Source organism: Mycobacterium adipatum (assembly GCF_001644575.1).
Classification (GTDB): Bacteria; Actinomycetota; Actinomycetes; order Mycobacteriales; family Mycobacteriaceae; genus Mycobacterium; species Mycobacterium adipatum.
Genome location: NZ_CP015596.1, coordinates 5,563,789 through 5,589,089, shown reverse-complemented (window position 1 = coordinate 5,589,089; position 25,301 = coordinate 5,563,789). Strand labels below are relative to the sequence as shown.

General features: G+C 67.2%; 28 protein-coding genes. 18 read left to right on the top strand and 10 right to left on the bottom strand.

Annotated features, from left to right (window positions below; translation table 11 throughout):
• Nucleotides 1-76: 76 nt before the first annotated feature.
• Nucleotides 77-943, bottom strand: a complete 867-nt coding sequence (locus A7U43_RS26630; RefSeq protein WP_068001107.1) for a cyclopropane mycolic acid synthase family methyltransferase — start codon at nt 941-943, stop codon at nt 77-79.
• A 142-nt stretch (nt 944-1,085) separates the two neighbouring features.
• On the opposite strand from A7U43_RS26630, the gene lpdA reads away from it, so the two are divergent.
• From lpdA to A7U43_RS26610, 4 genes are all read left to right on the top strand, one after another.
• Nucleotides 1,086-2,480 (top strand): dihydrolipoyl dehydrogenase, encoded by a 1,395-nt coding sequence (lpdA, locus tag A7U43_RS26625; RefSeq protein ID WP_068003848.1) that lies wholly within the window; start codon nt 1,086-1,088, stop codon nt 2,478-2,480.
• A gap of 5 nt (nt 2,481-2,485) precedes the next feature.
• Complete coding sequence (locus A7U43_RS26620; RefSeq protein ID WP_411289587.1) at nt 2,486-2,761, top strand: hypothetical protein; 276 nt, start codon at nt 2,486-2,488, stop codon at nt 2,759-2,761.
• Nucleotides 2,762-2,789: 28 nt separating this feature from the next.
• The gene (locus A7U43_RS26615) at nt 2,790-3,395 is read left to right on the top strand and encodes a TetR/AcrR family transcriptional regulator (protein ID WP_068001104.1); all 606 of its coding nucleotides are present in this window, start codon (nt 2,790-2,792) and stop codon (nt 3,393-3,395) included.
• A 79-nt stretch (nt 3,396-3,474) separates the two neighbouring features.
• The gene (locus A7U43_RS26610) at nt 3,475-4,575 is read left to right on the top strand and encodes a hypothetical protein (RefSeq protein ID WP_231963474.1); all 1,101 of its coding nucleotides are present in this window, start codon (nt 3,475-3,477) and stop codon (nt 4,573-4,575) included.
• Here the strand turns inward: A7U43_RS26610 and A7U43_RS26605 are convergent.
• Together A7U43_RS26605 and ramB are read right to left on the bottom strand one after the other, a co-directional pair.
• On the bottom strand, nt 4,572-5,129 hold the full coding sequence (locus A7U43_RS26605) for a carboxymuconolactone decarboxylase family protein (RefSeq protein ID WP_068003847.1): 558 nt from the start codon (nt 5,127-5,129) through the stop codon (nt 4,572-4,574). The genes A7U43_RS26610 and A7U43_RS26605 overlap by 4 nt on opposite strands.
• 49 nt (nt 5,130-5,178) lie before the next feature.
• The gene (gene ramB / locus A7U43_RS26600) at nt 5,179-6,609 is read right to left on the bottom strand and encodes an acetate metabolism transcriptional regulator RamB (RefSeq protein ID WP_068001098.1); all 1,431 of its coding nucleotides are present in this window, start codon (nt 6,607-6,609) and stop codon (nt 5,179-5,181) included.
• A gap of 64 nt (nt 6,610-6,673) precedes the next feature.
• Here ramB and A7U43_RS26595 point away from each other — a divergent pair, with 64 nt between their 5' ends.
• The 4 genes from A7U43_RS26595 (at nt 6,674) to A7U43_RS26580 (ending at nt 10,976) form a co-directional block, all read left to right on the top strand.
• Nucleotides 6,674-7,468 carry an acyl-[acyl-carrier-protein] thioesterase gene (locus A7U43_RS26595; RefSeq protein ID WP_197499927.1) on the top strand — a complete coding sequence of 265 codons (795 nt, stop codon included), beginning with the start codon at nt 6,674-6,676 and terminating at the stop codon, nt 7,466-7,468.
• Nucleotides 7,469-7,717: 249 nt separating this feature from the next.
• Nucleotides 7,718-9,004 (top strand): isocitrate lyase, encoded by a 1,287-nt coding sequence (gene aceA / locus A7U43_RS26590; protein WP_068001092.1) that lies wholly within the window; start codon nt 7,718-7,720, stop codon nt 9,002-9,004.
• Nucleotides 9,005-9,164: 160 nt separating this feature from the next.
• The gene (locus A7U43_RS26585; protein ID WP_068001090.1) at nt 9,165-9,980 is read left to right on the top strand and encodes a 3-hydroxybutyryl-CoA dehydrogenase; all 816 of its coding nucleotides are present in this window, start codon (nt 9,165-9,167) and stop codon (nt 9,978-9,980) included.
• A gap of 120 nt (nt 9,981-10,100) precedes the next feature.
• Nucleotides 10,101-10,976 carry a cyclopropane mycolic acid synthase family methyltransferase gene (locus A7U43_RS26580; RefSeq protein ID WP_068001086.1) on the top strand — a complete coding sequence of 292 codons (876 nt, stop codon included), beginning with the start codon at nt 10,101-10,103 and terminating at the stop codon, nt 10,974-10,976.
• A gap of 13 nt (nt 10,977-10,989) precedes the next feature.
• Here the strand turns inward: A7U43_RS26580 and A7U43_RS26575 are convergent, their stop codons facing one another.
• Both A7U43_RS26575 and A7U43_RS26570 read right to left on the bottom strand, forming a co-directional pair.
• The gene (locus A7U43_RS26575) at nt 10,990-11,862 is read right to left on the bottom strand and encodes a polyphosphate kinase 2 family protein (RefSeq protein ID WP_068001082.1); all 873 of its coding nucleotides are present in this window, start codon (nt 11,860-11,862) and stop codon (nt 10,990-10,992) included.
• A 6-nt stretch (nt 11,863-11,868) separates the two neighbouring features.
• Entirely contained in the window at nt 11,869-12,570 is a 702-nt protein-coding gene (locus A7U43_RS26570; protein WP_068001080.1) for a TetR/AcrR family transcriptional regulator, read from the bottom strand.
• A 78-nt stretch (nt 12,571-12,648) separates the two neighbouring features.
• Between A7U43_RS26570 and A7U43_RS26565 the strand changes: the two genes are divergently transcribed.
• The 5 genes from A7U43_RS26565 (at nt 12,649) to A7U43_RS26545 (ending at nt 15,815) form a co-directional block, all read left to right on the top strand.
• A complete protein-coding gene (locus tag A7U43_RS26565; protein ID WP_068001077.1) occupies nt 12,649-13,941 on the top strand; it encodes a DUF445 domain-containing protein in 1,293 nt (430 codons plus the stop codon).
• A gap of 84 nt (nt 13,942-14,025) precedes the next feature.
• Entirely contained in the window at nt 14,026-14,457 is a 432-nt protein-coding gene (locus A7U43_RS26560) for a helix-turn-helix domain-containing protein (protein ID WP_068001074.1), read from the top strand.
• Between the two features lie 11 nt (nt 14,458-14,468).
• Nucleotides 14,469-15,089, top strand: a complete 621-nt coding sequence (locus A7U43_RS26555; protein ID WP_068001072.1) for a heparin-binding hemagglutinin — start codon at nt 14,469-14,471, stop codon at nt 15,087-15,089.
• Between the two features lie 44 nt (nt 15,090-15,133).
• Entirely contained in the window at nt 15,134-15,415 is a 282-nt protein-coding gene (locus A7U43_RS26550; RefSeq protein ID WP_197500105.1) for a DUF2516 family protein, read from the top strand.
• A 4-nt stretch (nt 15,416-15,419) separates the two neighbouring features.
• Nucleotides 15,420-15,815 carry a DUF2599 domain-containing protein gene (locus A7U43_RS26545; RefSeq protein WP_068001067.1) on the top strand — a complete coding sequence of 132 codons (396 nt, stop codon included), beginning with the start codon at nt 15,420-15,422 and terminating at the stop codon, nt 15,813-15,815.
• On the opposite strand, the gene A7U43_RS26540 is transcribed toward A7U43_RS26545, so the two are convergent.
• The 4 genes from A7U43_RS26540 to A7U43_RS26525 are packed head-to-tail and all read right to left on the bottom strand — an operon-like array spanning nt 15,816 to nt 18,783.
• Nucleotides 15,816-16,685 carry an LmeA family phospholipid-binding protein gene (locus A7U43_RS26540; protein WP_068001064.1) on the bottom strand — a complete coding sequence of 290 codons (870 nt, stop codon included), beginning with the start codon at nt 16,683-16,685 and terminating at the stop codon, nt 15,816-15,818.
• Nucleotides 16,682-17,488 carry a carbon-nitrogen hydrolase family protein gene (locus A7U43_RS26535; RefSeq protein ID WP_068001060.1) on the bottom strand — a complete coding sequence of 269 codons (807 nt, stop codon included), beginning with the start codon at nt 17,486-17,488 and terminating at the stop codon, nt 16,682-16,684. The genes A7U43_RS26540 and A7U43_RS26535 overlap by 4 nt, the downstream gene beginning before the upstream one ends.
• A gap of 9 nt (nt 17,489-17,497) precedes the next feature.
• Nucleotides 17,498-18,301, bottom strand: a complete 804-nt coding sequence (locus tag A7U43_RS26530; RefSeq protein ID WP_068001057.1) for a methyltransferase domain-containing protein — start codon at nt 18,299-18,301, stop codon at nt 17,498-17,500.
• Nucleotides 18,280-18,783 carry a DUF2505 domain-containing protein gene (locus A7U43_RS26525; protein WP_068001054.1) on the bottom strand — a complete coding sequence of 168 codons (504 nt, stop codon included), beginning with the start codon at nt 18,781-18,783 and terminating at the stop codon, nt 18,280-18,282. The genes A7U43_RS26530 and A7U43_RS26525 overlap by 22 nt, the downstream gene beginning before the upstream one ends.
• Here A7U43_RS26525 and A7U43_RS26520 point away from each other — a divergent pair.
• On the top strand, nt 18,782-19,864 hold the full coding sequence (locus A7U43_RS26520; RefSeq protein ID WP_197499926.1) for a UDP-N-acetylmuramate dehydrogenase: 1,083 nt from the start codon (nt 18,782-18,784) through the stop codon (nt 19,862-19,864). The genes A7U43_RS26525 and A7U43_RS26520 overlap by 2 nt on opposite strands.
• A gap of 15 nt (nt 19,865-19,879) precedes the next feature.
• Complete coding sequence (locus tag A7U43_RS26515; protein ID WP_068001046.1) at nt 19,880-21,202, top strand: L,D-transpeptidase; 1,323 nt, start codon at nt 19,880-19,882, stop codon at nt 21,200-21,202.
• Here the strand turns inward: A7U43_RS26515 and A7U43_RS26510 are convergent.
• A complete protein-coding gene (locus tag A7U43_RS26510; RefSeq protein ID WP_068001041.1) occupies nt 21,186-21,944 on the bottom strand; it encodes an SDR family oxidoreductase in 759 nt (252 codons plus the stop codon). The two genes, A7U43_RS26515 and A7U43_RS26510, sit on opposite strands and share 17 nt — an antisense overlap.
• Nucleotides 21,945-22,156: 212 nt before the next feature.
• Between A7U43_RS26510 and A7U43_RS26505 the strand changes: the two genes are divergently transcribed.
• The 3 genes from A7U43_RS26505 to A7U43_RS26495 are packed head-to-tail and all read left to right on the top strand — an operon-like array spanning nt 22,157 to nt 25,299.
• Entirely contained in the window at nt 22,157-23,449 is a 1,293-nt protein-coding gene (locus tag A7U43_RS26505; protein WP_068001037.1) for an ROK family transcriptional regulator, read from the top strand.
• A gap of 24 nt (nt 23,450-23,473) precedes the next feature.
• Entirely contained in the window at nt 23,474-24,793 is a 1,320-nt protein-coding gene (gene mshA, locus A7U43_RS26500) for a D-inositol-3-phosphate glycosyltransferase (protein WP_418287664.1), read from the top strand.
• On the top strand, nt 24,790-25,299 hold the full coding sequence (locus A7U43_RS26495) for a type III secretion system chaperone family protein (protein ID WP_068001033.1): 510 nt from the start codon (nt 24,790-24,792) through the stop codon (nt 25,297-25,299). The genes mshA and A7U43_RS26495 overlap by 4 nt, the downstream gene beginning before the upstream one ends.
• Nucleotides 25,300-25,301: the final 2 nt, after the last annotated feature.

Sequence of the window (25,301 nt, the reverse complement as noted above, 5' to 3'; positions counted from 1 at the left end):
CGAGGGGTTCTCGTCGTCCCGATACCGTTGCCGAGCACGTCGGCCTGGATTCGGCACTGCTGCAACGGTAGCCGGCTCAGCCTTTCGCCAGGGTGAACTGCACGACATCGGTCTGACGCGCCCGGAACAGTTTCGCGCAGCCGGTGAGGTACTTCATGTAGCGCTCGTAGACCTCTTCGGACTGCACCTTGATGGCCTCGTCGCGGTGGGCCTGCAGGGCTTCGGCCCACAGGTCGAGCGTCCGGGCGTAGTGCAGCTGCAGCGACTGCTCGCGGGTCAACGTGAAGCCGCCCTCGGCGGACTTCTCCCTGACCATCTCCACCGACGGCAACCGGCCGCCGGGGAAGATCTCGGTGATGATGAACTTCACAAACCGGGCCAGCTCGAAGGTGACCGGGATGCCGGCTTCCTTGGCCTTGGCGGGATTGAACGCGCAGATGGTGTGCAGCAGCATGACGCCGTCATCGGGCAGCGCGTCGTACGCCATCCGGAAGAAATCCGGGTAGCGGTCGAAGCCGAAGTGCTCGAAGGCTCCGATGGACACGATCCGGTCGACGGGTTCGCTGAACTGCTCCCACCCCTGAAGCAGGACGCGGCGCTCGCGTGGGCTGTCCATCGCCTCGAAGCTGCGCTGCACGTGGGCGGCCTGGTTCTTCGACAGTGTCAGGCCGACGACGTTGACGTCGTAGCGTTCGACCGCCCGGCGCATGGTCGCCCCCCAGCCGCAGCCGACGTCCAGCAGCGTCATTCCCGGCTGCAGTCCCAGCTTGCCCAACGCCAGGTCGATCTTGGCCAGCTGCGCTTGTTCCAACGTCATGTCATCGCGTTCGAAGTAGGCGCAGCTGTAGGTCTGGGTGGGGTCGAGGAAAAGCCGGAAGAAGTCATCGGACAGGTCATAGTGAGCCTGGACGTCGTCGAAATGCGGTGTGAGTTTGTTCGGCATGCTCGGTCCCCCTCGTTTTGTCGCGGCGCGACACATCGCCAGGCATTCGTAGCCGGTGCCGGTACGGATAGGTCCGGAATGCCCGGATGCGGTTACCCGGACCGGTCCGCAGTCAAACGCGCGCCCCGATAGGGTGGTGTTCGTGACCCACTATGACCTCGTCGTACTCGGAGCCGGCCCCGGCGGATATGTGGCGGCCATCCGCGCTGCCCAACTCGGTCTGAACACCGCGATCGTCGAACCCAAGTACTGGGGCGGCGTCTGCCTGAACGTCGGGTGTATCCCTTCTAAAGCGCTGTTGCGCAACGCCGAACTCGCGCACATCTTCGCCAAGGAAGCCAAGACCTTCGGTATCAGCGGGGAGGCCACCTTCGACTTCGGTGCCGCCTTCGATCGCAGCCGCAAGGTCGCCGACGGACGCGTCGCCGGTGTGCACTTCCTGATGAAGAAGAACAAGATCACCGAGGTCCACGGCTACGGCACCTTCACCGGGCCCAACGCGGTGTCCGTCGACCTCAACGAGGGTGGCACCGAGGAGCTCACCTTCGACAACGCGATCATCGCGACCGGGTCGTCGACGCGTCTGGTGCCCGGCACGTCGCTGAGCGAGAACGTGGTCACCTACGAGAAGCAGATCATGTCGCGGGACCTGCCGGGATCGATCATCATCGCCGGGGCGGGCGCGATCGGCATGGAGTTCGCCTACGTGCTGAAGAACTACGGGGTGGACGTCACCATCGTCGAGTTCCTGCCGCGCGCCCTGCCCAACGAGGACGCCGAGGTCTCCAAGGAGATCGAGAAGCAGTACAAGAAGTTGGGCGTGAAGATCCTCACCGGCACCAAGGTCGAGTCGATCACCGACGGCGGGTCCGAGGTCACCGTGGTGGTGAGCAAGGACGGCAAGACCGAAGAGCTCAAGGCCGACAAGGTGATGCAGGCCATCGGTTTCGCCCCCAACATCGAGGGCTTCGGCCTGGAGAAGACCGGCGTGGCGCTGACCGAGCGCAAGGCCATCGAGATCGACGACCATATGCGCACCAACGTGCCGCACATCTATGCCATCGGCGATGTGACCAGCAAGCTGCAGCTGGCCCACGTGGCCGAGGCGATGGGCGTGGTGGCCGCCGAGACGATCGCCGGTGCCGAGACGCTGACCCTGGGCGACTACCGGATGATGCCGCGCGCCACCTTCTGCCAGCCGCAGGTGGCCAGCTTCGGGCTGACCGAGGAGCAGGCCAAGGCCGAAGGCCATGACATCAAGGTCGCCAAGTTCCCGTTCACCGCGAACGGGAAGGCGCACGGCCTGGCCGATCCGGTCGGCTTCGTCAAGCTGATCGCCGACACCAAGTACGGCGAGTTGCTCGGCGGGCACCTGATCGGTCCCGACGTTTCGGAGCTGCTGCCCGAGCTGACGCTGGCGCAGAAGTGGGACCTGACGGTCAACGAGTTGACGCGCAACGTGCACACCCACCCGACGCTGTCCGAGGCGCTGCAGGAAGCCATTCACGGCCTGGCCGGCCACATGATCAACTTCTGACGCACGTGCCGTCGCGGGCAGTGATCGTCGCCGCCATCGGCGGGCTGGTGGTCGGGCACATGCTGTGGTTGCTGGCCATCTCGTTGGCGATCAACACCAGCGAGGTGAGCTTCTGGGTGCTCATCACCTCCGCCGTGATCACCGTGTCCGCCGGTGTCATCGCCTGGCTCGGGTGGCGGGCGTACCAGCGCAAGGATCAGGTATGGACGGCATTCCTGTGGTCGCTACCGGTCGCGCCGTTGTTGTTCACGGTCATCGTGCTGGGCGTGACCTACCTCTGACCTGCGGGTCTGTTGGCGTGACTGACTGATGGACAAGCAGCGACGGACGCAGAAGCAGCGGGTTGAAGAGTCGGCGCGTCGGCTGGCGGACGCCGCCGTCGCCTTGATCGCCGAAAAGGGGTATGCCGCCACCACCGCTCAGGAGATCGGCCTGCGGGCCGGCTACAGCCGGGACATGGTCAGGGTGCGGTACGGCACCAAAGAGGCACTGGTCGACTCGATCCTGTCCACGCTGTACGAGACCCGGCTGCGGGGCATCGACGAGCCTGAGGCGTCGGGGCTGGACCGCGTCCTGGCCGTGGCGAGACTGCTGCACACCTTCGCTGTCGAGGATCCAGTGTTGCTGCGTGCGATGTTTGCGCTGAATTTCGAGGCCGCGCAGGCCGATGATCTTCTGCGGCAGCGAGTCAATCGGTGGCTTGACGAATCGGTGGCCCAGATCCGCTCCGCGGTCGAGGCGGGTAAGCGGGATGCGACCGTCGCCGCCGATGTGGACCCGATCGGGCAGAGCCGCGAGATGCTGGCCACCGTCATCGGGTTCGCCTACCTCTGGACGGTCGATCCGGAGAACTTCGATCTGCCGGGCACCTTGATGGCCTGGATGGGCAGGTTGAGAGCAACGCTCGCACCGTAGCCGCGCGAACAACTACTTCCCACGACCCGACATCCTCCATATAGTTGTTCGAACACAAACAATTATATGGAGGCTGCAAGTGGAACGTCGTCGCGTGATCGTGTGGGGTCCGGGTGAGGTCGGGGCATCGGTGATAGCCGGCGTGCTCGCCGACAAGGACCTCGAGCTCGTCGGGGTGAAAGTGTTCAACCCCGACAAGGAGGGTCGCGACGCCGGTGAGTTGGCCGGCGTCGGGCCGTGCGGTGTCTTGGCGACGTGCTCGAGTGTGGATCTGCTCGCCCTCGACGCGGATGTCGTCGTTCTGACGTGTGCGGTCTCTGCGCTGACCGCAGGTCTCGATGACGACGTGATCGCAATGCTGGAGTCCGGGAAGAACGTGATCGCCACGGTCGGCTATCACCATGTCGCCCGATCGAACTCGGCGTCGGAGAAACGGCAATCGGCGCAGCGGCTGCAGCAGGCGGCACTGGCCGGAAGGTCGTCGCTGTACGGCGGCGGCGTGCACCCCTCCTATTTGACCGAGCGAGTCGCGATGACGCTGGCTGCCGGCCTCGGCGATGCGCAGCACATCAGAACGATCGAGGCGCTGGACTTCTCCGGGGCACCCGCCGACATGTGGGGCGGACTGGCCGCGATCGGCTTCGGCAGTGACCCCGACGCGATCTCGGCGGAAAACATGTTGGCGCGCTACGGCGACATGTACTACGGCGACACCGTCGCCAACCTCGCATTCTCGCTCACCGGCAGTGACGACGTGCGGATCGAGAACCAGGTGTTCGCCCGCCCGGCCGCCGCGCGGCTGGAGCTACCGTCGATCACCATCGACGCGGGAACGGTGGCCGCGTTGCATCTGGTGACTAAGGCTTTCGTCGGTGCGGCATGCGTCGCGACCAACGAAGAGGTGTGGTTCCTGGGCGCCCCCAACGCGTTCCACGGTGACGACCTACCTTTCGGGAACTGGAACCAGGGCCTGGTCACCTACACGATCGAGGTCACCGGCACGGCGTCGAAATTGCGGACCCAGCTCGAATACGAACTGCTGGAGCTACACAATCCCGTCACCATGATGTCGGTGCGTGCCGTCATCGATGCGATCGGCCCGGTGTGTGACGCCGAGCCGGGTGTGCTCATCGACGACGCCAACCCGCGGGTGCGCAGGGACCCGCGCATCCCCGGCTAGTCCGGGAAGTCCAGGGGGATGCGCAGCGTCGCCATGGTGGCCGCCAGCGCATCGTATTGCCCAGCGAGGGTGCAGAATTCGATGATCTGAGCGCGGTTGTAGAGCTTGGACAGGGCGGCCCACGTCTCGGCCGACATGGACCGGGTGATGACGAACTCGTCGGTCGCGGTGACCAGAGTCCGCTGGTGCGGCGCCAGGCCCGGCGCGTCGGGGCCCTCGAAGATGGCTGCCTGGACGTCGGCGTCGAGCCCGCGGCTGCGGGCCAGCCTGCGGTGCTGCTGCAGTTCGTACTCGCTGCCCCGCAGATGCCCGACGCGCAGGATCACCAGCTCGGCGTCCTGGCGGCTCAGCTTGCCCGCATAGAGCAGATATCCGGAGAACGGCAACCAGGCCAAGAACAGCAGCCGGTGCTGGCCCAGCACATTCATCAGGTGGAACTTCGGGGCCCTGATCCGGTTGGCGCCGATCTTGGCGATGGCCCAGTTGAGTGGGCCCAGTTCGCGGAGACCGCCGGGCGGGATGCGTGGCGGGGCCGTCGTCTCGTCTGCGCTCACCCGCACGAGTCTAGGTGGCAACCCCCGCTGGGCGGTTGCGCCGAACCGCTCAGCTGTTCTTCACCAGATACGGAGACACCGTGCTGCGGTGCTCGTCGAGGTCGAGCGCTTTGCCCAGGGCCGGGAACGCGCGCTGCGGGCAGTTGTCCCGTTCGCACACCCGGCAACCGGCACCGATCGGGGTCGCGGTCGTCGCGTTCGGACCGCCGGAGAGGTCCAGTCCCTCGGAGTACACCAGTCGGTGGGCATGCCGGAGCTCACAGCCCAGGCCGATCGCGAAGGTCTTGCCCGGCTGGCCGTAGCGCGACGGGCGGCGCTCCACCGTGCGCGCCACCCACATGTAGTCGCGGCCGTCGGGCATCTGGGCGATCTGCACCAGGATCTTGCCGGGGTTGGCGAACGTCTCGTAGACGTTCCACAGCGGGCAGGTGCCGCCGGACGAGGAGAAGTGAAATCCGGTGGCGGACTGCCGTTTCGACATGTTTCCGGCTCGGTCGACCCGGACGAAGGACAGGGGCACCCCGCGCATGGACGGCCGCTGCAGGGTGGACAGCCGATGCGCGATCGTCTCGTAGGACACCGCGTAGAACGCCGAGAGCCGTTCGACGTCGTAGCGGAAGTTCTCGGCGACGTCGTGGAACTGGCGGTAGGGCAGCACGGTGGCCGCGGCGACGTAGTTGGCCAGCCCCAGCTTGGCCAGCGTGCGGGATTCCTCGCTGGTGAACTTGCCCTCGTCGACGAGCTTGTCGATCAGGTCGCCGAACTCCAGGTAGCCCAGCTCGGCGGCCAGCTTGAAGACGTACTGGCCGCTGGCGAGGTGACCGCCGATCTCCAGCGTGCGGGTCGCGGTGTCGAACCGGTGCAACACCGGATCGCCCAGATCGGTGCGGCGGACGATGCGCACCCCGTGCACCCGGGTCAGACGGTCGGACAGCTCGCGGGTCAGTTCGGCGCGGTGCATGCGCATCCTGATGGTGAGGTCCTCGGCGGCGGTGTCGAGTTCGTGCAGATAGTTCTGCCGCTGGTAGAAGTAGTCGCGGACCTCCTCGTGCGGCATGGTGATCGCGCCGGACCCGGATTCGGACGCCCCGAATCGGCCCTCGGAGACGGCGGCGAGCTGGGTGGTGGTCAGCCGGTAGCGCTGGTGCAGGCTGACCATGGCGCGCGCGATCGCCGGGTGGGCGCTGACGATATCGGCGAGTTCGGCCGGGTCGACGGCGATGTCGAGATCGCGGTCCAGGGTCACCTCACGCAATTCGGCCACCAGCCTGGTGTCGTCCTGGGAGGCGAAGAAGGTGGCGTCGACCCCGAAGACCTCGGTGATGCGCAACAGCACGGCGACCGTCAGGGGACGCACATCGTGCTCGATCTGGTTGAGATAGCTCGGCGAGATGTCCAGCATCTGCGCCAGCGCGGCCTGGCTGAAGCCGCGCTCCCGGCGGAGCTGGCGTACCCGTGATCCGACGTAGGTCTTGGACACCAAGACAGCCTAGTCAAGGATGCAAAGGTTGGCTTTGCATTCTTCGCAGACCATATTGGAATCCATGACCTTGGCCAAGACCCTGATGCCCGTGCCGGACCCGCATCCCGATGTGTTCGATGTGCAATGGCCGTTGCGGGTGGCCGATATCGATCGGGCGGGCCGGCTCAAATTCGACGCCGCCACCCGGCACATTCAGGACATCGGGTCGGATCAGTTGCGCGAAATGGGCTACGAGGAAACCCATCCGGCGTGGATCGTGCGGCGCACCATGATCGACCTGATCGAGCCGATCACCTTCAAGGACACCCTGCGGCTGCGTCGCTGGTGCTCGGGGACGTCGAACCGGTGGTGTGAGATGCGGGTGCGCATCGAGGGCAGGCGGGGCGGCCTGATGGAGTCGGAGGCGTTCTGGATCAACTTCAGCCAGGAGACCCAGGCGCCGTCCCGGATCTCCGACGACTTCCTGGCCGGGCTGCGGCGCACCACCGATGTGGACCGGCTGCGCTGGAAGGCCTACCTCAAGCCCGGGCCCCGTGAGACCGCGGTGGCCATCCGCAAGTACCCCGTGCGGGTCAGCGATATCGATCTGTTCGACCACATGAACAACTCGGTCTACTGGAGTGTGGTCGAGGAGTATCTGCACGAGGCGCCCGAGCTGCTTGCGGCGCCGTTGCGGGTGACCATCGAGCACGACTCGGCGGTGGCGCTCGGTGAGGACCTGGAGATCATCTCGCACGTGTATCCGGCCGGCTCGACCGACAAGTTCGGTCCGGAGCTCACCGATCGCACTGTTACAACGCTCACATATGCCGTCGGCGACGAGACCAGGGCGGTCGCCGCACTGTTCGCACGGTGAGCGCGCGGGTTTTAACAGTACGGGCGTACTGACCAGCGAAAACCACTTACCGGCGAGTAGTTTCTGAACCGGTCAAGCCGGAACGCAATTAACAAGCTTCGCAAAATCCATCGGATGATTGGAGAAAATTGGCAACTGAAACGGGTGGACCTGCGGATATGCAGTAGGGCATCCTCGGTATAGCAACGCAGCGAAGTTCACTGCAGCGTTAACAAGAAGCTGAAGTTTGCCTTACCGATAGGAGCCCTCATGTCCACCGTTGGCACGCCGAAGAGCCCGGAGCAGATCCAGCACGACTGGAACACCAACCCCCGCTGGAAGGGCATCGAGCGCACCTACTCCGCCGAGGATGTCGTCGCCCTGCAGGGCCACGTCGTCGAGGAGAACACCCTGGCCCGCCGCGGTGCGGAGGTGCTGTGGGACCAGCTGCACACCATGGACTACGTCAACTCGCTGGGCGCATTGACCGGTAACCAGGCCGTGCAGCAGGTGCGCGCGGGCCTGAAGGCCATCTACCTGTCCGGTTGGCAGGTCGCCGGCGACGCGAACCTCTCCGGCCACACCTACCCCGACCAGAGCCTGTACCCGGCCAACTCGGTGCCGCAGGTCATCCGCCGGATCAACAACGCGCTGCTGCGTGCCGACCAGATCGCCAAGGTCGAGGGGGACACCTCGGTGGAGAACTGGCTGGCCCCGATCGTCGCCGACGGTGAGGCCGGCTTCGGTGGCGCGCTGAACGTCTACGAGCTGCAGAAGGCGATGATCGCCGCCGGTGTCGCCGGGTCGCACTGGGAGGACCAGCTGGCCTCGGAGAAGAAGTGCGGCCACCTCGGTGGCAAGGTGCTGATCCCCACCCAGCAGCACATCCGCACCCTGACCTCGGCGCGTCTGGCCGCCGACGTGGCCGACGTGCCGACCCTGGTCATCGCCCGCACCGACGCCGAGGCCGCCACCCTGCTGACCTCCGACGTGGACGAGCGCGACCAGCCGTTCATCACCGGTGAGCGCACCAAGGAAGGCTTCTACCACGTCAAGAACGGCGTGGAGCCCTGCATCGCCCGCGCCAAGGCCTACGCCCCGTACTCCGATCTGATCTGGATGGAGACCGGTACCCCGGACCTGGAGCTGGCCAAGAAGTTCGCCGAGGCCGTCAAGGCCGACTTCCCGGATCAGATGCTGGCCTACAACTGCAGCCCGTCGTTCAACTGGAAGCAGCACCTGGACGACGCGACCATCGCGAAGTTCCAGAACGAGCTGGGCGCCATGGGCTTCAAGTTCCAGTTCATCACGCTGGCCGGCTTCCACGCCCTGAACTACTCGATGTTCGATCTGGCCCACGGCTACGCCCGCAACCAGATGAGCGCGTACGTCGAACTGCAGGAGCGCGAGTTCGCCGCCGAGGAGCGCGGCTACACCGCCACCAAGCACCAGCGTGAGGTCGGCGCCGGGTACTTCGACCGGATCGCCACCACCGTGGATCCCACCTCGTCGACCACCGCGCTGGCGGGATCGACCGAAGAGGGTCAGTTTCACTGAGCGAAGCGAAGTGAAACCGATGGGATTCGGTCACTAGAAGTTGGATCGCCAAGGGTTGATAACGTCAGGCCTCGTCCGCATCATGCGGGCGGGGCCTGACGCCATGTTTAGGGAGATGTGAGTGAGCATTGAGCGGGTTGGCGTCATCGGCGCCGGACAGATGGGCGGCGGGATCGCCGAGGTGTGCGCGAAGGCCGGGGCGCAGGTGCTGGTGTTCGAACCCACCGACGATCTGATCAGTGCGGGCAGCAAGCGGATCACCGCCTCGCTGGACCGCGCGGCCGCCAAGGGCAAGCTGAGCGAGGCCGACCGCGACGCGACCCTGGCGCGCCTGACCTTCACCACCAGCCTGGCCGATATGGCCGACCGGCAGCTCACCATCGAGGCGATCGTCGAGGACGACACCGTCAAATCGAAGGTCTTCGCCGAACTGGATCGTGTCATCACCGACCCGGATGCCGTGCTGGCGTCCAACACGTCGAGCATCCCGATCATGCGGATCGCGGCAGCCACCCAGAATCCACAGCGCGTGCTGGGACTGCACTTCTTCAACCCCGTCCCGGTGCTGCCGCTGGTCGAACTGATCTCCACGCTGGTCACCTCCGACGGGGCCCTCACGCGGACCGAGGATTTCGCGGCCAACGCGCTGGGCAAGCAGGTCGTGCGCTGCTCGGACCGGTCCGGCTTCGTGGTCAACGCGCTGCTGGTGCCCTACCTGCTGTCGGCGGTGCGGATGGTCGAGGCCGGCTTTGCCACGGTCGAGGACGTGGACAAGGCCGTGGTGGGCGGACTGTCGCATCCGATGGGCCCGTTGAGGTTGTCTGATCTGGTCGGTCTTGACACACTCAAGTTGATCGCCGACAAGATGTATGAGGAGTTCAAGGAACCGCTTTACGGTCCGCCGCCGCTTCTGTTGCGCATGGTGGAAGCGGGTCAGTTGGGCAAGAAGTCGGGGCAGGGCTTCTACACCTACTGAATTCCGCCAAAAGTTAGCCAGGCTAATGTGAGGTAGAGTTCTTGATTTGCGGGTGTGGGGGTCTGCAGAAGCGGGTACAGAAGCCGCAACAATTCGAGAAACACAGAGGGTTGCTTTCGTATGTCAAAAGTTGAGTCCGAGCTGGAGCCGTTCTACGAGGAGTCACAGTCGATCTACGACATCTCGAACGACTTCTTCGCGCTGTTCCTCGGGCCCACGATGGGCTACACCTGTGGGTACTACGAGCGCGATGACATGAACCTGGAGGAGTCCCAGAACGCCAAGTTCGACCTGGCGCTCGGCAAGCTCGGACTCGAGCCCGGGATGACCCTGCTCGACATCGGCTGCGGGTGGGGCGGCGCGCTGGAACGGGCGGTCGAGAAGTTCGATGTGAACGTCATCGGCATCACGCTGAGCAAGGCCCAGTCCGAATGGGCTCGCGAGCGACTGGCGAAGTTGGACACCGAGCGGTCCATCGAAATCCGCCTGCAGGGGTGGGAGGAGTTCAACGAACCGGTCGATCGGATCGTGTCGATCGGGGCCTTCGAAGCGTTCAAGGCCGAGCGGTACCCGCTGTTCTTCGAGCGCGCCTACAGCATCCTGCCCGAGGGTGGGACCATGCTGCTGCACACCATCCTGGCGCACACCCAGGAGTTCTTCCGCACCAACGGCATCAAGGTCACCCTCAGCGACCTCAAGTTCATGAAGTTCATCGGTGAGGAGATCTTCCCGGGTGGGCAGCTGCCCGCGGTCGAGGACATCGAGAAGCTGGCCGCGGACTCGGGTTTCGACCTGCAACGCATCCACCTGTTGCAGCCGCACTACGCGCGCACGCTGGACATGTGGGCGGCCAACCTGGAGGCGGCCAAGGACGAGGCCATCGCCATGCAGGGCCAGGAAGTCTATGACCGCTACATGAAGTACCTGACCGGATGCGCGGACTTCTTCCGCCGCGGCATCACCAACATCGGGCAGTTCACCCTGGTCAAGCCGTAGCCAGACGGCACCGTCAGGCGTCCTTGAGTCGCTGCTTTTCCGCCTCGACGTCGAAACCGGCTGGGGGCCACTGCAGATCGAGGCCCTTGAGCGCCTCGATCATCAGTTCCAGCACCGCGAGCCTGCTGTACCACTTGCGGTTGCACGGCACGATGTACCACGGCGCGTACTCGGTCGACGTCTTGTCCAGCATGGCCTGATAGGCCTCCTGGTAGAGCGGCCATTTCAGTCGCTCATCGATATCGGCAGGGTTGTACTTCCAGTACTTGTCCGGCCGGTCCAGTCGTTCGGCGAGGCGCTTCTTCTGTTCCTCGAGCGAGACGAACATCGCCACCTTGACGATCGTGGTCCCGGTGTCGACGAGTTCGCGCTCGAACGCGTTGATCTCGTCGTAGCGGGCGCCCCAGACATCCGGCGGCACCAGATTGTGCACCCGCACGATCAGGACGTCCTCATAGTGCGACCGGTCGAAGACGCCGATGTGACCGGCGGCCGGCAGCGCCTTGTTGATGCGCCACAGGTAGTGGTGTGCCAGCTCCTCCGGCGTCGGCTTGCCGAAGCTACGGTACTGAATGCCCTGCGGATTACCCGCCCCGACAACGTGTTTGACGATGCCACCCTTGCCCGCAGTGTCCATGCCCTGCAACACCAGCAGCACCGAACGGTGATCGCCGCTGCGGCTGTTGGCGTAGAGCATCTCCTGCAGGCCGGCGAAGCGCTCATTGCGTTCGGCCTGCAGCGCGGGGGCGTCCTGTTTGGAACCGGTGAATCCGGGGGTGGCCTCGGCGTCGATCTCGGAAACCTTGTCCCCGGGCTCGAACCGGAGGTGGTTGTGGGGCTCGTGGCTCCACAACGCGGGCAGTTCCGAAATGCTCTCTGGGCTCACAACTCGCTAGTCAAGCAGGTGCGAGGGCAGAACGGGTGATGGATGAGGCTGCGAGTTGAACTTCTCCAGCGAGCCGCCCACCTCGACGATGCCGCACAGCGAGCTCCACGACAGCATCGTCAGGTAATCGATGAGGTCGGCGGTGCTCATCCGCGGATTCGACATCCACGAGTGCGTCGCCAGCTGCACACCGCCGACGATCATGAAGGCCCACGGCTCCACCCCCGAGGTGTCCATCCCTGCGGCCTGCATGCGACGGCGCAGCATGACCGCCAGCATCCGGGCGATGATCTGCTCGGAGTCGTTGATGGCCTTGGTGCGGCTGGAGCTGGTGTTGGACATGACGAACCGGTACGGCTCCGGCTCGGAGGCCACCGTATCCACGTACACCCGGATGATCTCCCGGACCAGGGTGTAGCCGTCCAGGTTCGACGACAGCGCCGACGCCATGTTGGGAATCAGGGTGACTTGGGCGAACCGCATCATCACCGCGGTGGTGAGATCGTTCTTGTCCACGAAATAGCGATAGAGCACCGTCTTGGACACGCCGATCTCGGCCGCGATCTCGTCCATGCTCACGTTCGCGCCACGCTGCCGGATAGCCTCCAGCGTGCCATCCACCAGCTCATTGCGTCGTTCGACTTTGTGCTGGTGCCAGCGTCGTTTCCGGCCGTCGGTCTTCACCGCTGCCGCGCTCTGCTGTGCCACAGTCGTGATAATCCAATCACTAGGTCTACTCGATACTACGGTGGACGGGCCGCCTTCGCGGTAGCGGATGATGGGGGAGTGGTACACACGAGTTTCGCGGAGTCGCTGGCCGGTGCCGACTCGGAGGCAGATCGGGAACGGCTGCGCGGGTTGCGGCGGATGAAGGCCGTGGCGCTGGGCTTCCTGCTCGGCGCGACGGTGATCTTCCTGGTCTGCACCTGGCTGCAATCGCGCGGTGGCGCGGGGCCGTGGGTCGGCTATGTACGGGCCGCCGCCGAGGCGGGCATGATCGGCGCGCTCGCGGACTGGTTCGCGGTGACCGCCCTGTTCAAGCATCCGCTGGGCATCCCCATCCCGCACACTGCGATCATCAAACGCAAGAAGGATCAGCTCGGCGAGGGGCTGGGCAACTTCGTGCGGGAGAACTTCATGTCGCCCGAGGTGGTCGCCACGAAGTTGCGCGACGCCGAAGTGGCCGGCCGGACCGGCAAATGGCTGGCGGACAAGCGCAACGCCGACCGGGTCGCCGCGGAGGTGTCCACGGTGCTGCGCGTGCTGGTCGAGATGCTGCGTGACGAGGATGTCCAGCAGGTACTGGACCGGATGATCATCAAGCGCATCGCCGAACCGCAGTGGGGCCCGCCGATCGGCAGGGTGCTCTCCAGCCTGCTCGAAGAGGGCCGACAGGAGGCGCTGCTGCAGCTGCTGGCGGACCGGGCCTTCCAGTGGTCGCTGAACTCCGGCGAGGTGATCGAGCGGGTGATCGAGCGCGATTCCCCGACCTGGTCGCCGCGCTGGGTGGATCACCTGGTCGGCGATCGGATCCACCGGGAACTGATGGATTTCACCGATAAGGTGCGCCGCGACCCGAACCACGAACTGCGCCGCTCGGCCACGAAGTTCCTCTTCGAGTTCGCCTCCGATCTGCAGAGCGATGACGCCACCATCCAGCGTGCCGAGAACGTGAAGGAACAGATCATGGCGCGCGACGAGGTGGCGCGGGCGGCCGAGACGGCCTGGGCCGCGGCCAAGCGGATCGTGCTCGAATCCGTCGACGATCCGTCCTCGACGCTGCGGACCCGGGTGAGTGACACCGTGGTGCGCATCGGTGAATCGCTGTGCGATGACCCGGAGTTGCGCGACAAGGTCGACAACTGGATCGTGCGGGCCGCGCACCACCTCGTGGCCCAGTATGGGACGGAGATCACAGCGATCATCACCGAGACGATCGAACGCTGGGATGCCGACGAGGCGAGTCGTCGGATCGAGCTCCACGTGGGCCGTGACCTGCAGTTCATCCGAATCAACGGCACGGTGGTCGGGTCGTTGGCCGGGCTGGTGATCTACACCGTCGCGCAGCTGCTGTTCTGAGTGCTAGCAGAGTGCTTGCAATTGTTAGCACTCGTGCCTACCGTGGTCTCTGTCAGCCATAAACCGACGGATCGAGGCCTCAACATGACGCAGGACGAAAATCTTGCCGCTGTGGTGAGCAATGCCGCGCAGGACATCGGCAGCTTCATTCGAACCCAACGCGAGGCGGCGCAGGTATCGGTGCGCCAACTTGCCGAGAAGGCCGGGGTCAGCAATCCCTACCTCAGCCAGATCGAGCGTGGGCTTCGGAAACCGTCGGCTGATGTGCTCAACCAGATCGCCAAGGCATTGCGTGTTTCCGCCGAGGTGCTCTACATCCAGGCTGGGATGCTCGAACCCAGCGAGGCCAGCTTGGTGCGCGACGCGATCATCACCGATACCGCGATCACCGAACGGCAGAAGCAGGTTCTGCTCGACATCTACAACACGTTCTGTCTGCAGAACGAGGCCGAGGCCGAAATCGATGCCGCAGCAGTCGAATCCGAACAACCCGCTGCACAACCGACCACCATCTGAGAGGAAGCACCATGAGCGAGAAGACCCAGCCGACTGTCGAAGACCTCAAGGCGCCGTTGCTGGCGGCGGTCGGCGCTGCCGACCTGGCCCTGGCCAAGGTCAACGAGATCGTCGACACCCTGCGTGACCGTGCCGGCGAAGCCCGCACCGACGGCAAGACCCGCGTCGAGGAAGGCCGCGCGCGGCTGACCAAGCTTCAGGAAGATCTGCCCACCCAGTTCGACGAGCTGCGCGACAAGCTGACCCCCGAGGAACTGCGCAAGGTCGCCGAGAAGTACGCCGACGAGGCGCAGAGCCAGTACAACAAGCTGGTCGAGCGCGGCGAGGCCGCCCTGGAGCGGCTGCGTAACCAGCCCGCCCTGGAAGAGGCCGCCTCGCGCGTGGAAGAGGTCACCGACCAGGCCGTCGAGCTGACCCAGGATGCGCTGGGCACCGTCGCCAGCCAGACCCGCGCGGTCGGCGAGCGGGCCGCCAAGCTGGTCGGCGTGGAACTGCCGAAGAAGGCCGAGAAGTCCACCCCGGCCACCCCGGCGAAGAAGGCTCCGGCCAAGAAGGCCGCCGCCACCCCGGCCGCCAAGAAGGCCGCCCCGGCCAAGAAGGCGGCGCCGGCCAAGAAGGTCACCCAGAAGTAGTTTCATTCGCCAAGGGAATGGCACCCGCATAGGCTGCAGGCGTGATGCTTGCAAACCTGGCGGGTGCCATTCTTCTTGTGCTGGTCGGGATCGTGGTCCTGGCCGGCGTGTACTCCTTTGTGCACGCCGCGATGCAACGGCCTGACGCGTACACCGCGGCCGGGAAGCTCACCAAGCCGGTCTGGTTGTTGATCCTGGGCGGCGGTGTACTGCTGGCGTTGCTGCTGCGCGACGCGTTCGGCGCCGCCATCTGCGCCTGCGCGACGGGTGTCTACCTGGTCGATGTGCGACCGAAGATCCTGGAAATCCAGGGAAAGTCGCGCTGACCCGATGCGCCTCGTCAGTGCCGCGCTGTGCGCGGCAGGCGTGCTGCTGAGCGCGCCGGTTGCCGCCGCCGAGCCCGTCGGCTACATCGACCACACCTCCTGGGTGCAGTGGGGCGACCTGAAGAGCCTGCGGGTGTATCCGACGCCCGCGGGTCGGGCGCAGGCCGCGACACCGGGCACTCAGGCCCAGCAGGACCAGGCCTGGGCCGAGGTGCTGACCCTCTCGCCGGAGGCCGATATCCCGGGCATGCAGGCCCAGTTCAACTGCCACTGGCAGTTCGCCGAGTTCATCGAGCCGGGCAAGACCAGCTGGAATCTGGAGCCGTGGCGCCCCGTGGTCAGCGACGCCGAACTGGTCGCCGCCGGGTGTAACCCGGGCGGCACCGAAGAGCCGTTCTAGTCAGAGCCCCGCGAAGCACGGGTCGGAGTTCTGCCCGGTGCTGGCCGGCATCGTCGCGTTGCGGGTGAAGAACTTCGCGATCACCCCGGAGTCGGTCACCTCGACGCTGTCGGCCTTGATGCCCAGCGGGTAGTTCTCGGTCATCTGCTTCAAGAATGCGTCCAGCGCGGGCTGCACGGTCTCCCGCGGCAGCACGAAGCCCAGGCCGGTCAGCGCCTCCACCGTCAGCGTCAGCTCGTTGTTGCGGACCTCGGGCTTGGTGACGATGCTGCCGAGCATGCCCTGCAGTTCGATGGTGCCGTCGCTGGGGTTGGTGGTCACGCCGTTGACGAAACTGCCGATCAGCGGGATCGCGTTCTGGATGGTCCGCTTGATGCCGTCGGCCGACCAGGTGATCTTGGCGTCCAGCGCGCCGACGGTGCCCGGGGCGGCCGGATTGTTGGTGACCCGGACGTCGTTGATGACGATCTCGGCCTTCATGCCCTCGGCCTCGCGGATACGCTCGCCGCCGGTGGTCACGGTGATGTTGTTGTAGTTGTCGCTCAGATATTGGAGCACGACCGGGCGCGGGCCGAAGGACACCTCGACGTTGTCCTGCACCACACACGAGGTGACGCGGGTGACCGTGGAGTCGGCGATCCGGCGGGCCACCAACTCGGTGCCGATGACACCGGCGACCACCAGGGCCGCGACGATGACCACCACCAGGACGATGGACAGCGGGTCACGGAAGAAGCGCTTGAGCTTGCTCCGCGGCTCGGGCTCCGGCGTGGACTCCGCCGTCGGCTCCGGCTGGGGCGGCGGCGGTGGCTGCGGCACGGGCGGGTGCGGGGGCACCTCGTCGGCGGGGCGGGCCCAGGGATCGGTCACGCCGTCGATTGTGCCCTAGCGAAGTGAGTGCGGTTACGCAGCACCGCGATCGTCTCGCGGGCCCGGGCCGCGGCGGTCAGGTCGATATCGGTCACCAGCAGCTGTTCGTCGGCTCCGGCGACCGCGATGACATCGCCGGTCGCCGAGGCCACCAGGCTGCCGCCCACACCGGTCGGGCCGAGCGCGGCGACCTCGTCGCCGGGGTAGGCCTGATCGACCGCGGCCACCACCGCGGTGGTGTCGATGGCACGCGCGCGGGCCAGCAACGTCCACTGGTCGAGCTTGCCGGGGCCGGTCCCCCAGGAGGCGTGCACCGTGATGAGTTGAGCGCCGCGATCGGCCAGTTCGGTGTACAGCGCGGGGAAGCGGATGTCGTAGCAGAGGGTCAGCCCGACCCGCACCCCGCCGACATCGATGACCGTCGGCTGGTCACCGGGCGCCACGGTCTTGGACTCGGCGAATCCGAACGCGTCGTAAAGGTGGATCTTGTCGTAGTGCGCATCGGTGCCGGGGCCGGCCGCGATCAGCGTGTTGGTCACCCGGCCGTCATCCGACGGGCAGAACATGCCCGCCACGACGGTGATCCCGGTGCGCTGCGCGACCGAGCGCACCCCGTCGGCCCAGCGGCCGTCGCGCGGTTCGGCGACCGGGGCCAGCGGCACCCCGAACCGGCACATGGTGGCCTCGGGAAACAGCACCAGCGTGGCGCCGGCCTCGGCGGCGGCACGGCTGTGGGAGTCGACGAGGTCCAGGTTTGCCGCCGGGTCGGTGCCGGACCGGATCTGAGCGAGCGCAATCCGCATGTCGCCAGCCTAGGTCGGCGGCGCGACGGCCGCCCACGGCACGGTGAGCACCCCGTCCCGCAGCCTCCGGCGCGGCGGATCGACCGGAAAACCCTCCCCGTGCAACTGCGCCAGCATCGCCCGCCAGCGCACCCGCGGGCCGAACACACCGTGCCCGGCCGCGGCCGCCCAGGCCCGGTCCGCGGCCTGGAGCAGGGTGTGCACCGGCTGGCCCGCCACGTTGTGGTGGATCAGCACCTTCGGCAGCCGCTCGGCCAGGTCGGAGGGGCGTTCGATGGCGAACGGGTCACAGGCCATGGTCAGGCTCACCGGACCGTCGGCGTCCAGCAGCACCCAGCAGCACAGCCGTCCCAGTTCGTCGCACGTCCCGTCGATCAGCAGCCCGCCCGGGGCCAGCCGCGCGCACAGCTGCGCCCACGCGTCGGCCACCTCGGTCACCGGGTACTGCCGCAACACGTTGAACGCCCGCACCAGCACCGGTGTCAGCCCGGCCAGCTCGAAACCGCCGAGCGCGAACTCGACACCGTCGGTGGCGGCCTGCCGGGCGGTGCGGACCCGCTCGGGATGGATCTCCAGCCCGATCACCCGCACCTGGGCGCGCACCGTCTGCAGCCGCGATGCCAATTCCAGGGTGGTGATGGGTAGCGCACCGTAACCCAGATCCACCACCAGCGGATCGGCGGTGGACTGCAGCGCCGCGCGCACCCGCGGGGAGTGCACCAACCAGCGGTCGCTGCGACGCAGCCGGTTGTACCCGGTGGTGCCGCGCGTCGCCTGGCCCAGCGGTTTCTTCAGGCCCGTTCGGTGATCCATGTCGAGGTGAACTGTTCTTCCAGCCGGACCATCTCCGCAAGTTGGCCGCCGATGAAGCCCTCCACCTTGCCGCCCACCAGCGGGATCCGGACCTCGACGATGGCGTGCACGTCCACCCGGGCGCCGGTGTCGATGGTGCTCATCCGGGCGGTACCGGTGACGCTGACCGGGGCGCCCGGCACGACGCCCCTGATGGTGCCGGTGGCCCGGCCGTCGCGGACCGGGGTCCAGGTCTCCTCGCGGACCAGGGTGAGGTCGCCGCTGTGCAGGTGCCTGACGAATCCGGGCAGCCGGGTGAACCCGATGGTTTGGGTGGTGGCGATGGTGAGGCCGTCGTCGTCGTTTCTCAGGGCGTCCAGCGAGACGTCATCGCAGCCCGACTTCGCCAGCCGCGCCAGCCAGTACGCCTCGTCGGCGAACGCCCCGTGCACCTCGGCCACGCTGCACGCGTACTCGGCCGCCATGTCATACGAACGCGGCATGCCCGTCACGCTACCGTTAGCGTCCGTGGCCGGAACGAAATTCGCGGGTGCGGCGGTCGCCGAGAACGTATCGCTCGCTACGCGGACGACATTGCGCATCGGCCCGGTCGCGCAGCGCCTGATCACCTGCGACACCACCGATACGCTGGCCGCCGTGTTGTCGGCCCTGCCGGTGGGTGACGACGTGCTGGTGCTGGCCGGCGGCTCGAACGTGGTGTTGGCCGACGACCTGACCGGATTGACGGTGGTCGCGGTCGGCAACACCGCGATCACCGTCGACGGCGCGGTGCTGCGTGCGGAGGCCGGTGCACGCTGGGATGACGTGGTGGCGGCCGCGCTTGCGCACGGGCTCGGCGGGTTGGAATGCCTGTCCGGTATCCCCGGCTCGGCGGGTGCCACACCGATCCAGAACGTCGGCGCGTACGGGGCCGAGGTCGCCGACACCATCTCCCGGGTCAGGCTGCTGGACCGCACCACCGGCACCGACGAATGGGTGGGGCCGGACCGGCTGGGGTTCGGGTATCGGCACAGCGTGCTCAAGTACCAGTCCGCGATCGTCGTGCTGGAAGTGGAGTTCACCCTCGACCCGGGCGGGCGTAGCGCGCCGCTGCGCTACGGCGAACTGGCCACCAAGTTGGGCGTCCCGGCGGGGCAGAGCGCCGACCCGGTGCGGGTGCGCGAGGCGGTGCTGGCCCTGCGGGCCGCCAAGGGCATGGTCTTGGACGCGGCCGATCACGACACCTGGAGCGTGGGCTCCTTCTTCACCAATCCGGTGGTGGAACCCGAGGTCTTCGAACGCCTCCGCGCCGACACCGAGGGAGCAGTCCCGCACTATCCCGCCCCCGACGGGGTGAAACTGGCCGCCGGCTGGCTCGTCGAGCAGTCCGGTTTCGGCAAGGGTTATCCCGGCCCCGCGGGACCGGCCCGGCTGTCCACCAAACACGCGCTGGCCCTGACCAATCGCGGCGCGGCGACCAGCGCGGATCTGATCGCACTGGCCAGGACGGTGCGCGACGGTGTGCGCAGCCGGTTCGGGATCGAACTCACACCCGAGCCGGTACTGATCGGGTGCGCACTCTAGGTACGCTGGGTCCACGTGAGACCTCCCGGTGGACGTGACGACGCTCAGCTGAGCCGCCGTCGTGCACTGACCATCCTCGGCCTCGGCGGAGCCGGCGTCCTGGCGGCCGCCTGCAGCCGCACCTCCGGTACCGGAACCGGTGCCCCGGAGCCCACCGAGCAGGCATCGGCACCGACCATCACGTTGAGCCCCGAAGACGGGTCCGCCGACGTGCTGCCGACCGCCGCGGCCGGGGTCACCGTCACAGACGGATGGTTCCAGCGCATCGCGCTGACCAATGCCGCCGGCGAACCGGTGGACGGCAAACTCAACCGCGATCGCACCGAATTCACCGTCACCGAGCCGCTGGGCTTCGGCGGTGACTACACCTGGGCCGGCTCGGTGGTGGGCCGCGACGGTAAGGCGGTGCCGGTGGCCGGCGGGTTCAGCACCGTCAACCCGCAGACCACCGTCAACGGTGTGTTCCAGCTCGCCGATCACCAGACCGTCGGGGTGGCCGCGCCGATCATCCTGCAGTTCGACGCGGCGATCGCCGAGAGCGACCGCGCCGAGGTGGAGAAGGCGTTGCGGGTCACCACCACCCCGGAGGTGGAGGGCAGCTGGGCGTGGCTACCCGATGAGGTCGGCGGCTCCCGGGTGCACTGGCGCACCAAGGACTACTACCCGAGCGGCACCACCGTGCACGTGGACGCCAAGCTCTACGGGGTGCCGTTCGGGCCGGATGCCTACGGTGCCGCCGATTCCACGCTGGACTTCACCATTGGCCGGCGCCAGGTGGTCAAGGCCGAGGCGTCCAGCCATCGCATCCAGGTGCTCGACGGCGCCGGTGCGGTGATCATGGACTTCCCGTGCAGCTACGGCGAGGGCGACCTGGACCGCAACGTCACGCGCAGCGGTATCCACGTGGTCACCGAGAAGTACGAGGACTTCTACATGACCAACCCGGCCGCCGGCTACGCCAATGTGCGGGAGCGGTTCGCGGTGCGGATCTCCAACAACGGCGAGTTCATCCACGCCAACCCGGCGAGCTCGGGGGCACAGGGCAACAGCAATGTCACCAACGGCTGCATCAACCTGTCCCTCGAGGACGCCGAGCAGTACTTCAACACCGCGCTGTACGGCGATCCGGTCGAGGTGACCGGCACCCGCATCGACCTGTCCTACGCCGACGGCGACATCTGGGACTGGGCCGTGCCGTGGAGCGAGTGGACGGCGATGTCGGCGCTCTCGGCGCAGAAGCCGTCGAACATCCCGGTCACCGCGCCGGTGACGCCGAGCGATGCGCCGACGCTGTCGGGCACACCCACCACGACGCCGGCTGCTACGCCCGGCGGTTGATGCGGGATCCGGTCGCGCCGGTGACCTGATCGCGCGGGCGGACCACGATGAGGTCCAGGTCGACGTGTGCGGGTCGGCTCGCCACGAATCCGATGACCTCGGCGATGTCCTCGGCCACCAGCGGTTCGACGCCGGCGTACACCTTCTCGGCGCGTTCGGCGTCACCGTCGAAACGGTTCAGCGAGAAGTCGGTCTTGACCATGCCCGGTGCCACCTCGGTGAGCCGCACCGGTTTACCGAACAGCTCACTGCGCAGCGTGCGATGCAGCACCCCCTGGGCGTGCTTGGCCGTCGTGTAGCCGGCGCCGTTGTCGTAGGTCTCCAGCGCGGCGATCGAGGTGACGGTGACGATGAGCCCGTCCCCGGAGTCGATCAGCTTGGGCAGCAGCGCCTTCGTGACGTACAGCGTGCCGAGCACGTTGGCTTCCCACATCCAGCGCCATTTCTCGATATCGGCGTCGGCCACCGACTCCAGCCCGCGCGCCCCGCCGGCGTTGTTGACGAGCACATCCACCCGGTCCAGGCGCTGCGCGAGCGCCGCCACGGCGTCCGGGTCGGTGACATCGGCCACAATCGCGGTGCCGTCGATGGCGGCGGCCAGCGCCTCGATGGGCCCCGGCCGGCGTGCCACGCAGATCACATGAAAGCCCTGTGCGGCAAGGGTTTTCGCGGTCGCTTCACCGATTCCGGCGCCGGCTCCGGTGACCACCGCGACGCGCCGGGAATCTGTTGAGGTCGTCATGGTCCCAACATTAGGCCCGCCATGGCGACCTTCGCGCGAGTGCCGATGGTCGTGCTAGGTTGACGCCATGTCCTCGATCAGCGGTTTCGCCGCGCGGCGTGCGTGTTGTTGTTGCGCACCCGCCGCGCCCTGCTGACCCCGAGGACCATTTCGTCCCGCTGAGTCGCCGGTGTGGCAGAAGCCCACCACCCGACTCAGGCCAGAGGACTCCCATGACCACCATCGCTACATCTGCCGCCCCGGCTCGCCAGACCCCCGCCGTGCACGCCAAGCGTGCCCTGTTGGCCCGGCACCACATCGTGGCGCCGTCGCTGAAGGTGGCCGACGCGGCCGCCGCGTCGGTGTTCGGTGCCGCCCGCCAGCGCGGCCCGATCGCCCGGGACGCCATCGCCCGGGTGACGGGGCTGAGTATCGCCACCGTGAATCGCCAGGTGAGCGCGCTGATCGACGCGGGCGTGCTGCGCGAGCGCGCGGATCTCGCGGTGTCCGGCGCCATCGGTCGCCCGCGGGTCCCGGTGGAGGTCAACCATGAGCCGTATCTGACGCTGGGCCTGCACATCGGTGCGAAGACCACCAGCATCGTGGCCACCGACCTGTTCGGGCGCACCCTCGACGTCGTGGAGACCCCGACCCCGCGCGGCCCGCAGGACGCGGCGCTGGCCGCATTGGCCGGCAGCGCGCGACGCTACTTGAGCCGCTGGCATCGCCGTCGCCCGCTGTGGGTGGGCGTTGCTGCCGGTGGCGTCGTGGACAGCGTGTCGGGCCATCTGGACCATGCCCGGCTGGGTTGGTCGGCGGCGCCGGTCGGCCCCGTCCTGGCCGAGACCCTGGGGCTACCGGTTTCGGTGGCCTCCCACGTGGACGCGATGGCCGGTGCCGAACTGCTGCTCGGGGTGCGTCGTCCCGGCGCGCAGGCCGGCACCAGCCTGTACGTCTATGCCCGCGAGACCGTCGGGTATGCGCTGTCCATCGGCGGCCGGGTGCACTCCCCGTCCGGCGGCCCGGGCACCATCGCCGCGCTGCCGGTCGACTCCGAATTACTGGGTGGCACAGGAAAACTGGAATCAACAGTGAGTGACGAAGCGGTGCTCACCGCGGCCCGCGCCCAGCGCATCGTGCCGTCGGAGGGCCCGGCGTCGACACTGCCCGCGGTATTGCGTGCCGCCCGGGCCGGCCATGCCGGTGCCGGTGCATTGCTGGCCGAACGGGCCCGGGTGCTCGGTGCGGCCGTGGCGCTGCTGCGCGACATGCTCAACCCCGACGATCTGGTGGTCGGTGGTCAGGCGTTCACCGAGTACCCGGAAGGGATCGAGTTGGTGCAGCGGGCGTTCGCGGCGCGCACCGTGCTGGGACCCCGCGATATCCGGGTCACCGCGTTCGGTAACCGCGTCCAGGAGGCCGGTGCGGGGGTGGTGTCCCTCGGCGGGCTCTACGCCGACCCGATCGCCGCCATGCGCCGCGCCCAGCTGCGCCGCGGTGAAGCCGGTGTGCTCGGAGCGTCGTGATCACGCAGGTGTAGACATGTGTTTGTGCGCGCCGTGCCAGAGTCCGCCCTGTCGGACACCCCCCGCCGCGTAGCGGTGCTCTCGGTGCACACCTCCCCGCTGGCCCAACCGGGCACCGGCGACGCCGGCGGCATGAACGTCTACGTGCTGCAGACCGCGCTGGAACTGGCCCGCCGCGGTGTCGAGGTGGAGATCTTCACCCGGGCCACGTCGTCGGCGGATGAGCCGGTGGTGCAGGTGGTGCCCGGCGTGCTGGTGCGCAATGTGGTGGCCGGGCCCTTCGAGGGGCTCGACAAGCACGATCTGCCCACCCAGCTGTGCGCGTTCACCGCCGGGGTGCTGCGGGCCGAGGCCACTCACGAGCCGGGCTACTACGACATCGTGCATTCGCATTATTGGCTGTCCGGGCAGGTCGGCTGGCTGGCGGCCGATCGCTGGGCGGTGCCGCTGGTGCACACCGCCCATACCCTGGCCGCGGTGAAGAATTCCGCGCTGGCCCACGGCGATTCTCCCGAGCCCATGCTGCGCTCGGTCGGCGAACAACAGGTGGTCGACGAGGCCGACCGCCTGATCGTCAACACCGAAATCGAAGCGCAGCAACTGGTTTCGCTGCACCGCGCGGACCGCCGGGATATCGACGTGGTGCACCCCGGGGTCGACCTGCAGGTGTTCACGCCGGGCTCCAAGCGTGACGCGCGGGCGGCGCTCGGGCTCGATCCGCACGAGAAGGTGGTCGCCTTCATCGGACGTATCCAGCCGTTGAAGGCTCCCGATGTGCTGCTGCGCGCCGCGGCGAAGCTTCCGGACCTGCGGGTGGTGATCGCCGGCGGGCCCTCGGGCAGCGGTCTGGCCGCTCCCGACTCGTTGGTTCGGCTCGCCGAGGAACTGGGTATCGGTTCGCGGGTGAGCTTCCTGCCGCCGCAGTCCCGCGAAGCGTTGGTGAACGTCTACCGCGCCGCCGACATCGTCGCCGTGCCCAGCTACTCGGAATCCTTCGGTCTGGTCGCCGTCGAGGCGCAGGCCTGTGGCACCCCGGTGGTGGCCGCGGCGGTCGGCGGGTTGCCGGTCGCGGTGCGCGACGGGGTGAGCGGCACATTGGTCGACGGGCACGACGCGCAGGACTGGTCGCAGGCGATCGGCGCGCTGCTGCAGCGCGGCCCGGAGACGATGCGCGACGCCGCGCTGGCGCACGCCGCGACCTTCTCCTGGGCCCATACCGTGGACGCGCTGCTGGACAGCTACACCCACGCCATCACCGACTACCGCGCCCGGCATCCGCGCCGTGAACCCGCCGGGCGCCGCAACGGCAGGCGGTTCGCGCTGCGCAGGGGAGTGCGGGCATGAGCGATGCGGTCCAGGCCATCATCGAGAACACGCTGCAGGCCAACGATCTCGAATACGAGCATCACAAGGGCGCCCACGGCGGGCTGCCCGGCATCGTGGTGGCGTTGCCGGGTGAACGCAGGCTCAAGACCAACACCATCCTGAGCCTCGGCGAGCACTCGGTACGGGTGGAGGCCTTCGTCTGCCGGCGCCCCGACGAGAATTTCGAGGCCGTCTACAAGTTCCTGCTCAAGCGCAACCGCCGGCTCTACGGGGTCGCCTACACGCTGGACAACCTCGGCGACATCTACCTGGTGGGCTGGATGGCGAACAGATCGGTCGACGCCGACGAACTCGACCGGATCCTCGGGCAGGTGCTCGAAGCCGTCGATTCGGACTTCAACACCTTGCTGGAGTTGGGTTTTCGTTCGTCCATCCAGAAGGAATGGGAGTGGCGGGTGGCCCGCGGCGAGTCGCTGAAGAACCTCGCCGCCTTCGCGCATCTCATCGACGACGAGCCTTCGTGACA

Coding starts and splice junctions, on each gene's coding strand:
- A7U43_RS26630 (WP_068001107.1), bottom strand. CDS start 943: ATGCCGAACAAACTCACACCGCATTTCGACGACGTCCAGGCTCACTAT.
- A7U43_RS26615 (WP_068001104.1), top strand. CDS start 2,790: ATGGACAAGCAGCGACGGACGCAGAAGCAGCGGGTTGAAGAGTCGGCG.
- A7U43_RS26595 (WP_197499927.1), top strand. CDS start 6,674: ATGACCTTGGCCAAGACCCTGATGCCCGTGCCGGACCCGCATCCCGAT.
- aceA (WP_068001092.1), top strand. CDS start 7,718: ATGTCCACCGTTGGCACGCCGAAGAGCCCGGAGCAGATCCAGCACGAC.
- A7U43_RS26585 (WP_068001090.1), top strand. CDS start 9,165: ATGGGCGGCGGGATCGCCGAGGTGTGCGCGAAGGCCGGGGCGCAGGTG.
- A7U43_RS26580 (WP_068001086.1), top strand. CDS start 10,101: ATGTCAAAAGTTGAGTCCGAGCTGGAGCCGTTCTACGAGGAGTCACAG.
- A7U43_RS26560 (WP_068001074.1), top strand. CDS start 14,026: ATGACGCAGGACGAAAATCTTGCCGCTGTGGTGAGCAATGCCGCGCAG.
- A7U43_RS26555 (WP_068001072.1), top strand. CDS start 14,469: ATGAGCGAGAAGACCCAGCCGACTGTCGAAGACCTCAAGGCGCCGTTG.
- A7U43_RS26550 (WP_197500105.1), top strand. CDS start 15,134: ATGCTTGCAAACCTGGCGGGTGCCATTCTTCTTGTGCTGGTCGGGATC.
- A7U43_RS26545 (WP_068001067.1), top strand. CDS start 15,420: ATGCGCCTCGTCAGTGCCGCGCTGTGCGCGGCAGGCGTGCTGCTGAGC.
- A7U43_RS26535 (WP_068001060.1), bottom strand. CDS start 17,488: ATGCGGATTGCGCTCGCTCAGATCCGGTCCGGCACCGACCCGGCGGCA.
- A7U43_RS26530 (WP_068001057.1), bottom strand. CDS start 18,301: ATGGATCACCGAACGGGCCTGAAGAAACCGCTGGGCCAGGCGACGCGC.
- A7U43_RS26520 (WP_197499926.1), top strand. CDS start 18,782: ATGCCCGTCACGCTACCGTTAGCGTCCGTGGCCGGAACGAAATTCGCG.
- A7U43_RS26525 (WP_068001054.1), bottom strand. CDS start 18,783: ATGCCGCGTTCGTATGACATGGCGGCCGAGTACGCGTGCAGCGTGGCC.
- A7U43_RS26510 (WP_068001041.1), bottom strand. CDS start 21,944: ATGACGACCTCAACAGATTCCCGGCGCGTCGCGGTGGTCACCGGAGCC.
- A7U43_RS26505 (WP_068001037.1), top strand. CDS start 22,157: ATGACCACCATCGCTACATCTGCCGCCCCGGCTCGCCAGACCCCCGCC.
- A7U43_RS26495 (WP_068001033.1), top strand. CDS start 24,790: ATGAGCGATGCGGTCCAGGCCATCATCGAGAACACGCTGCAGGCCAAC.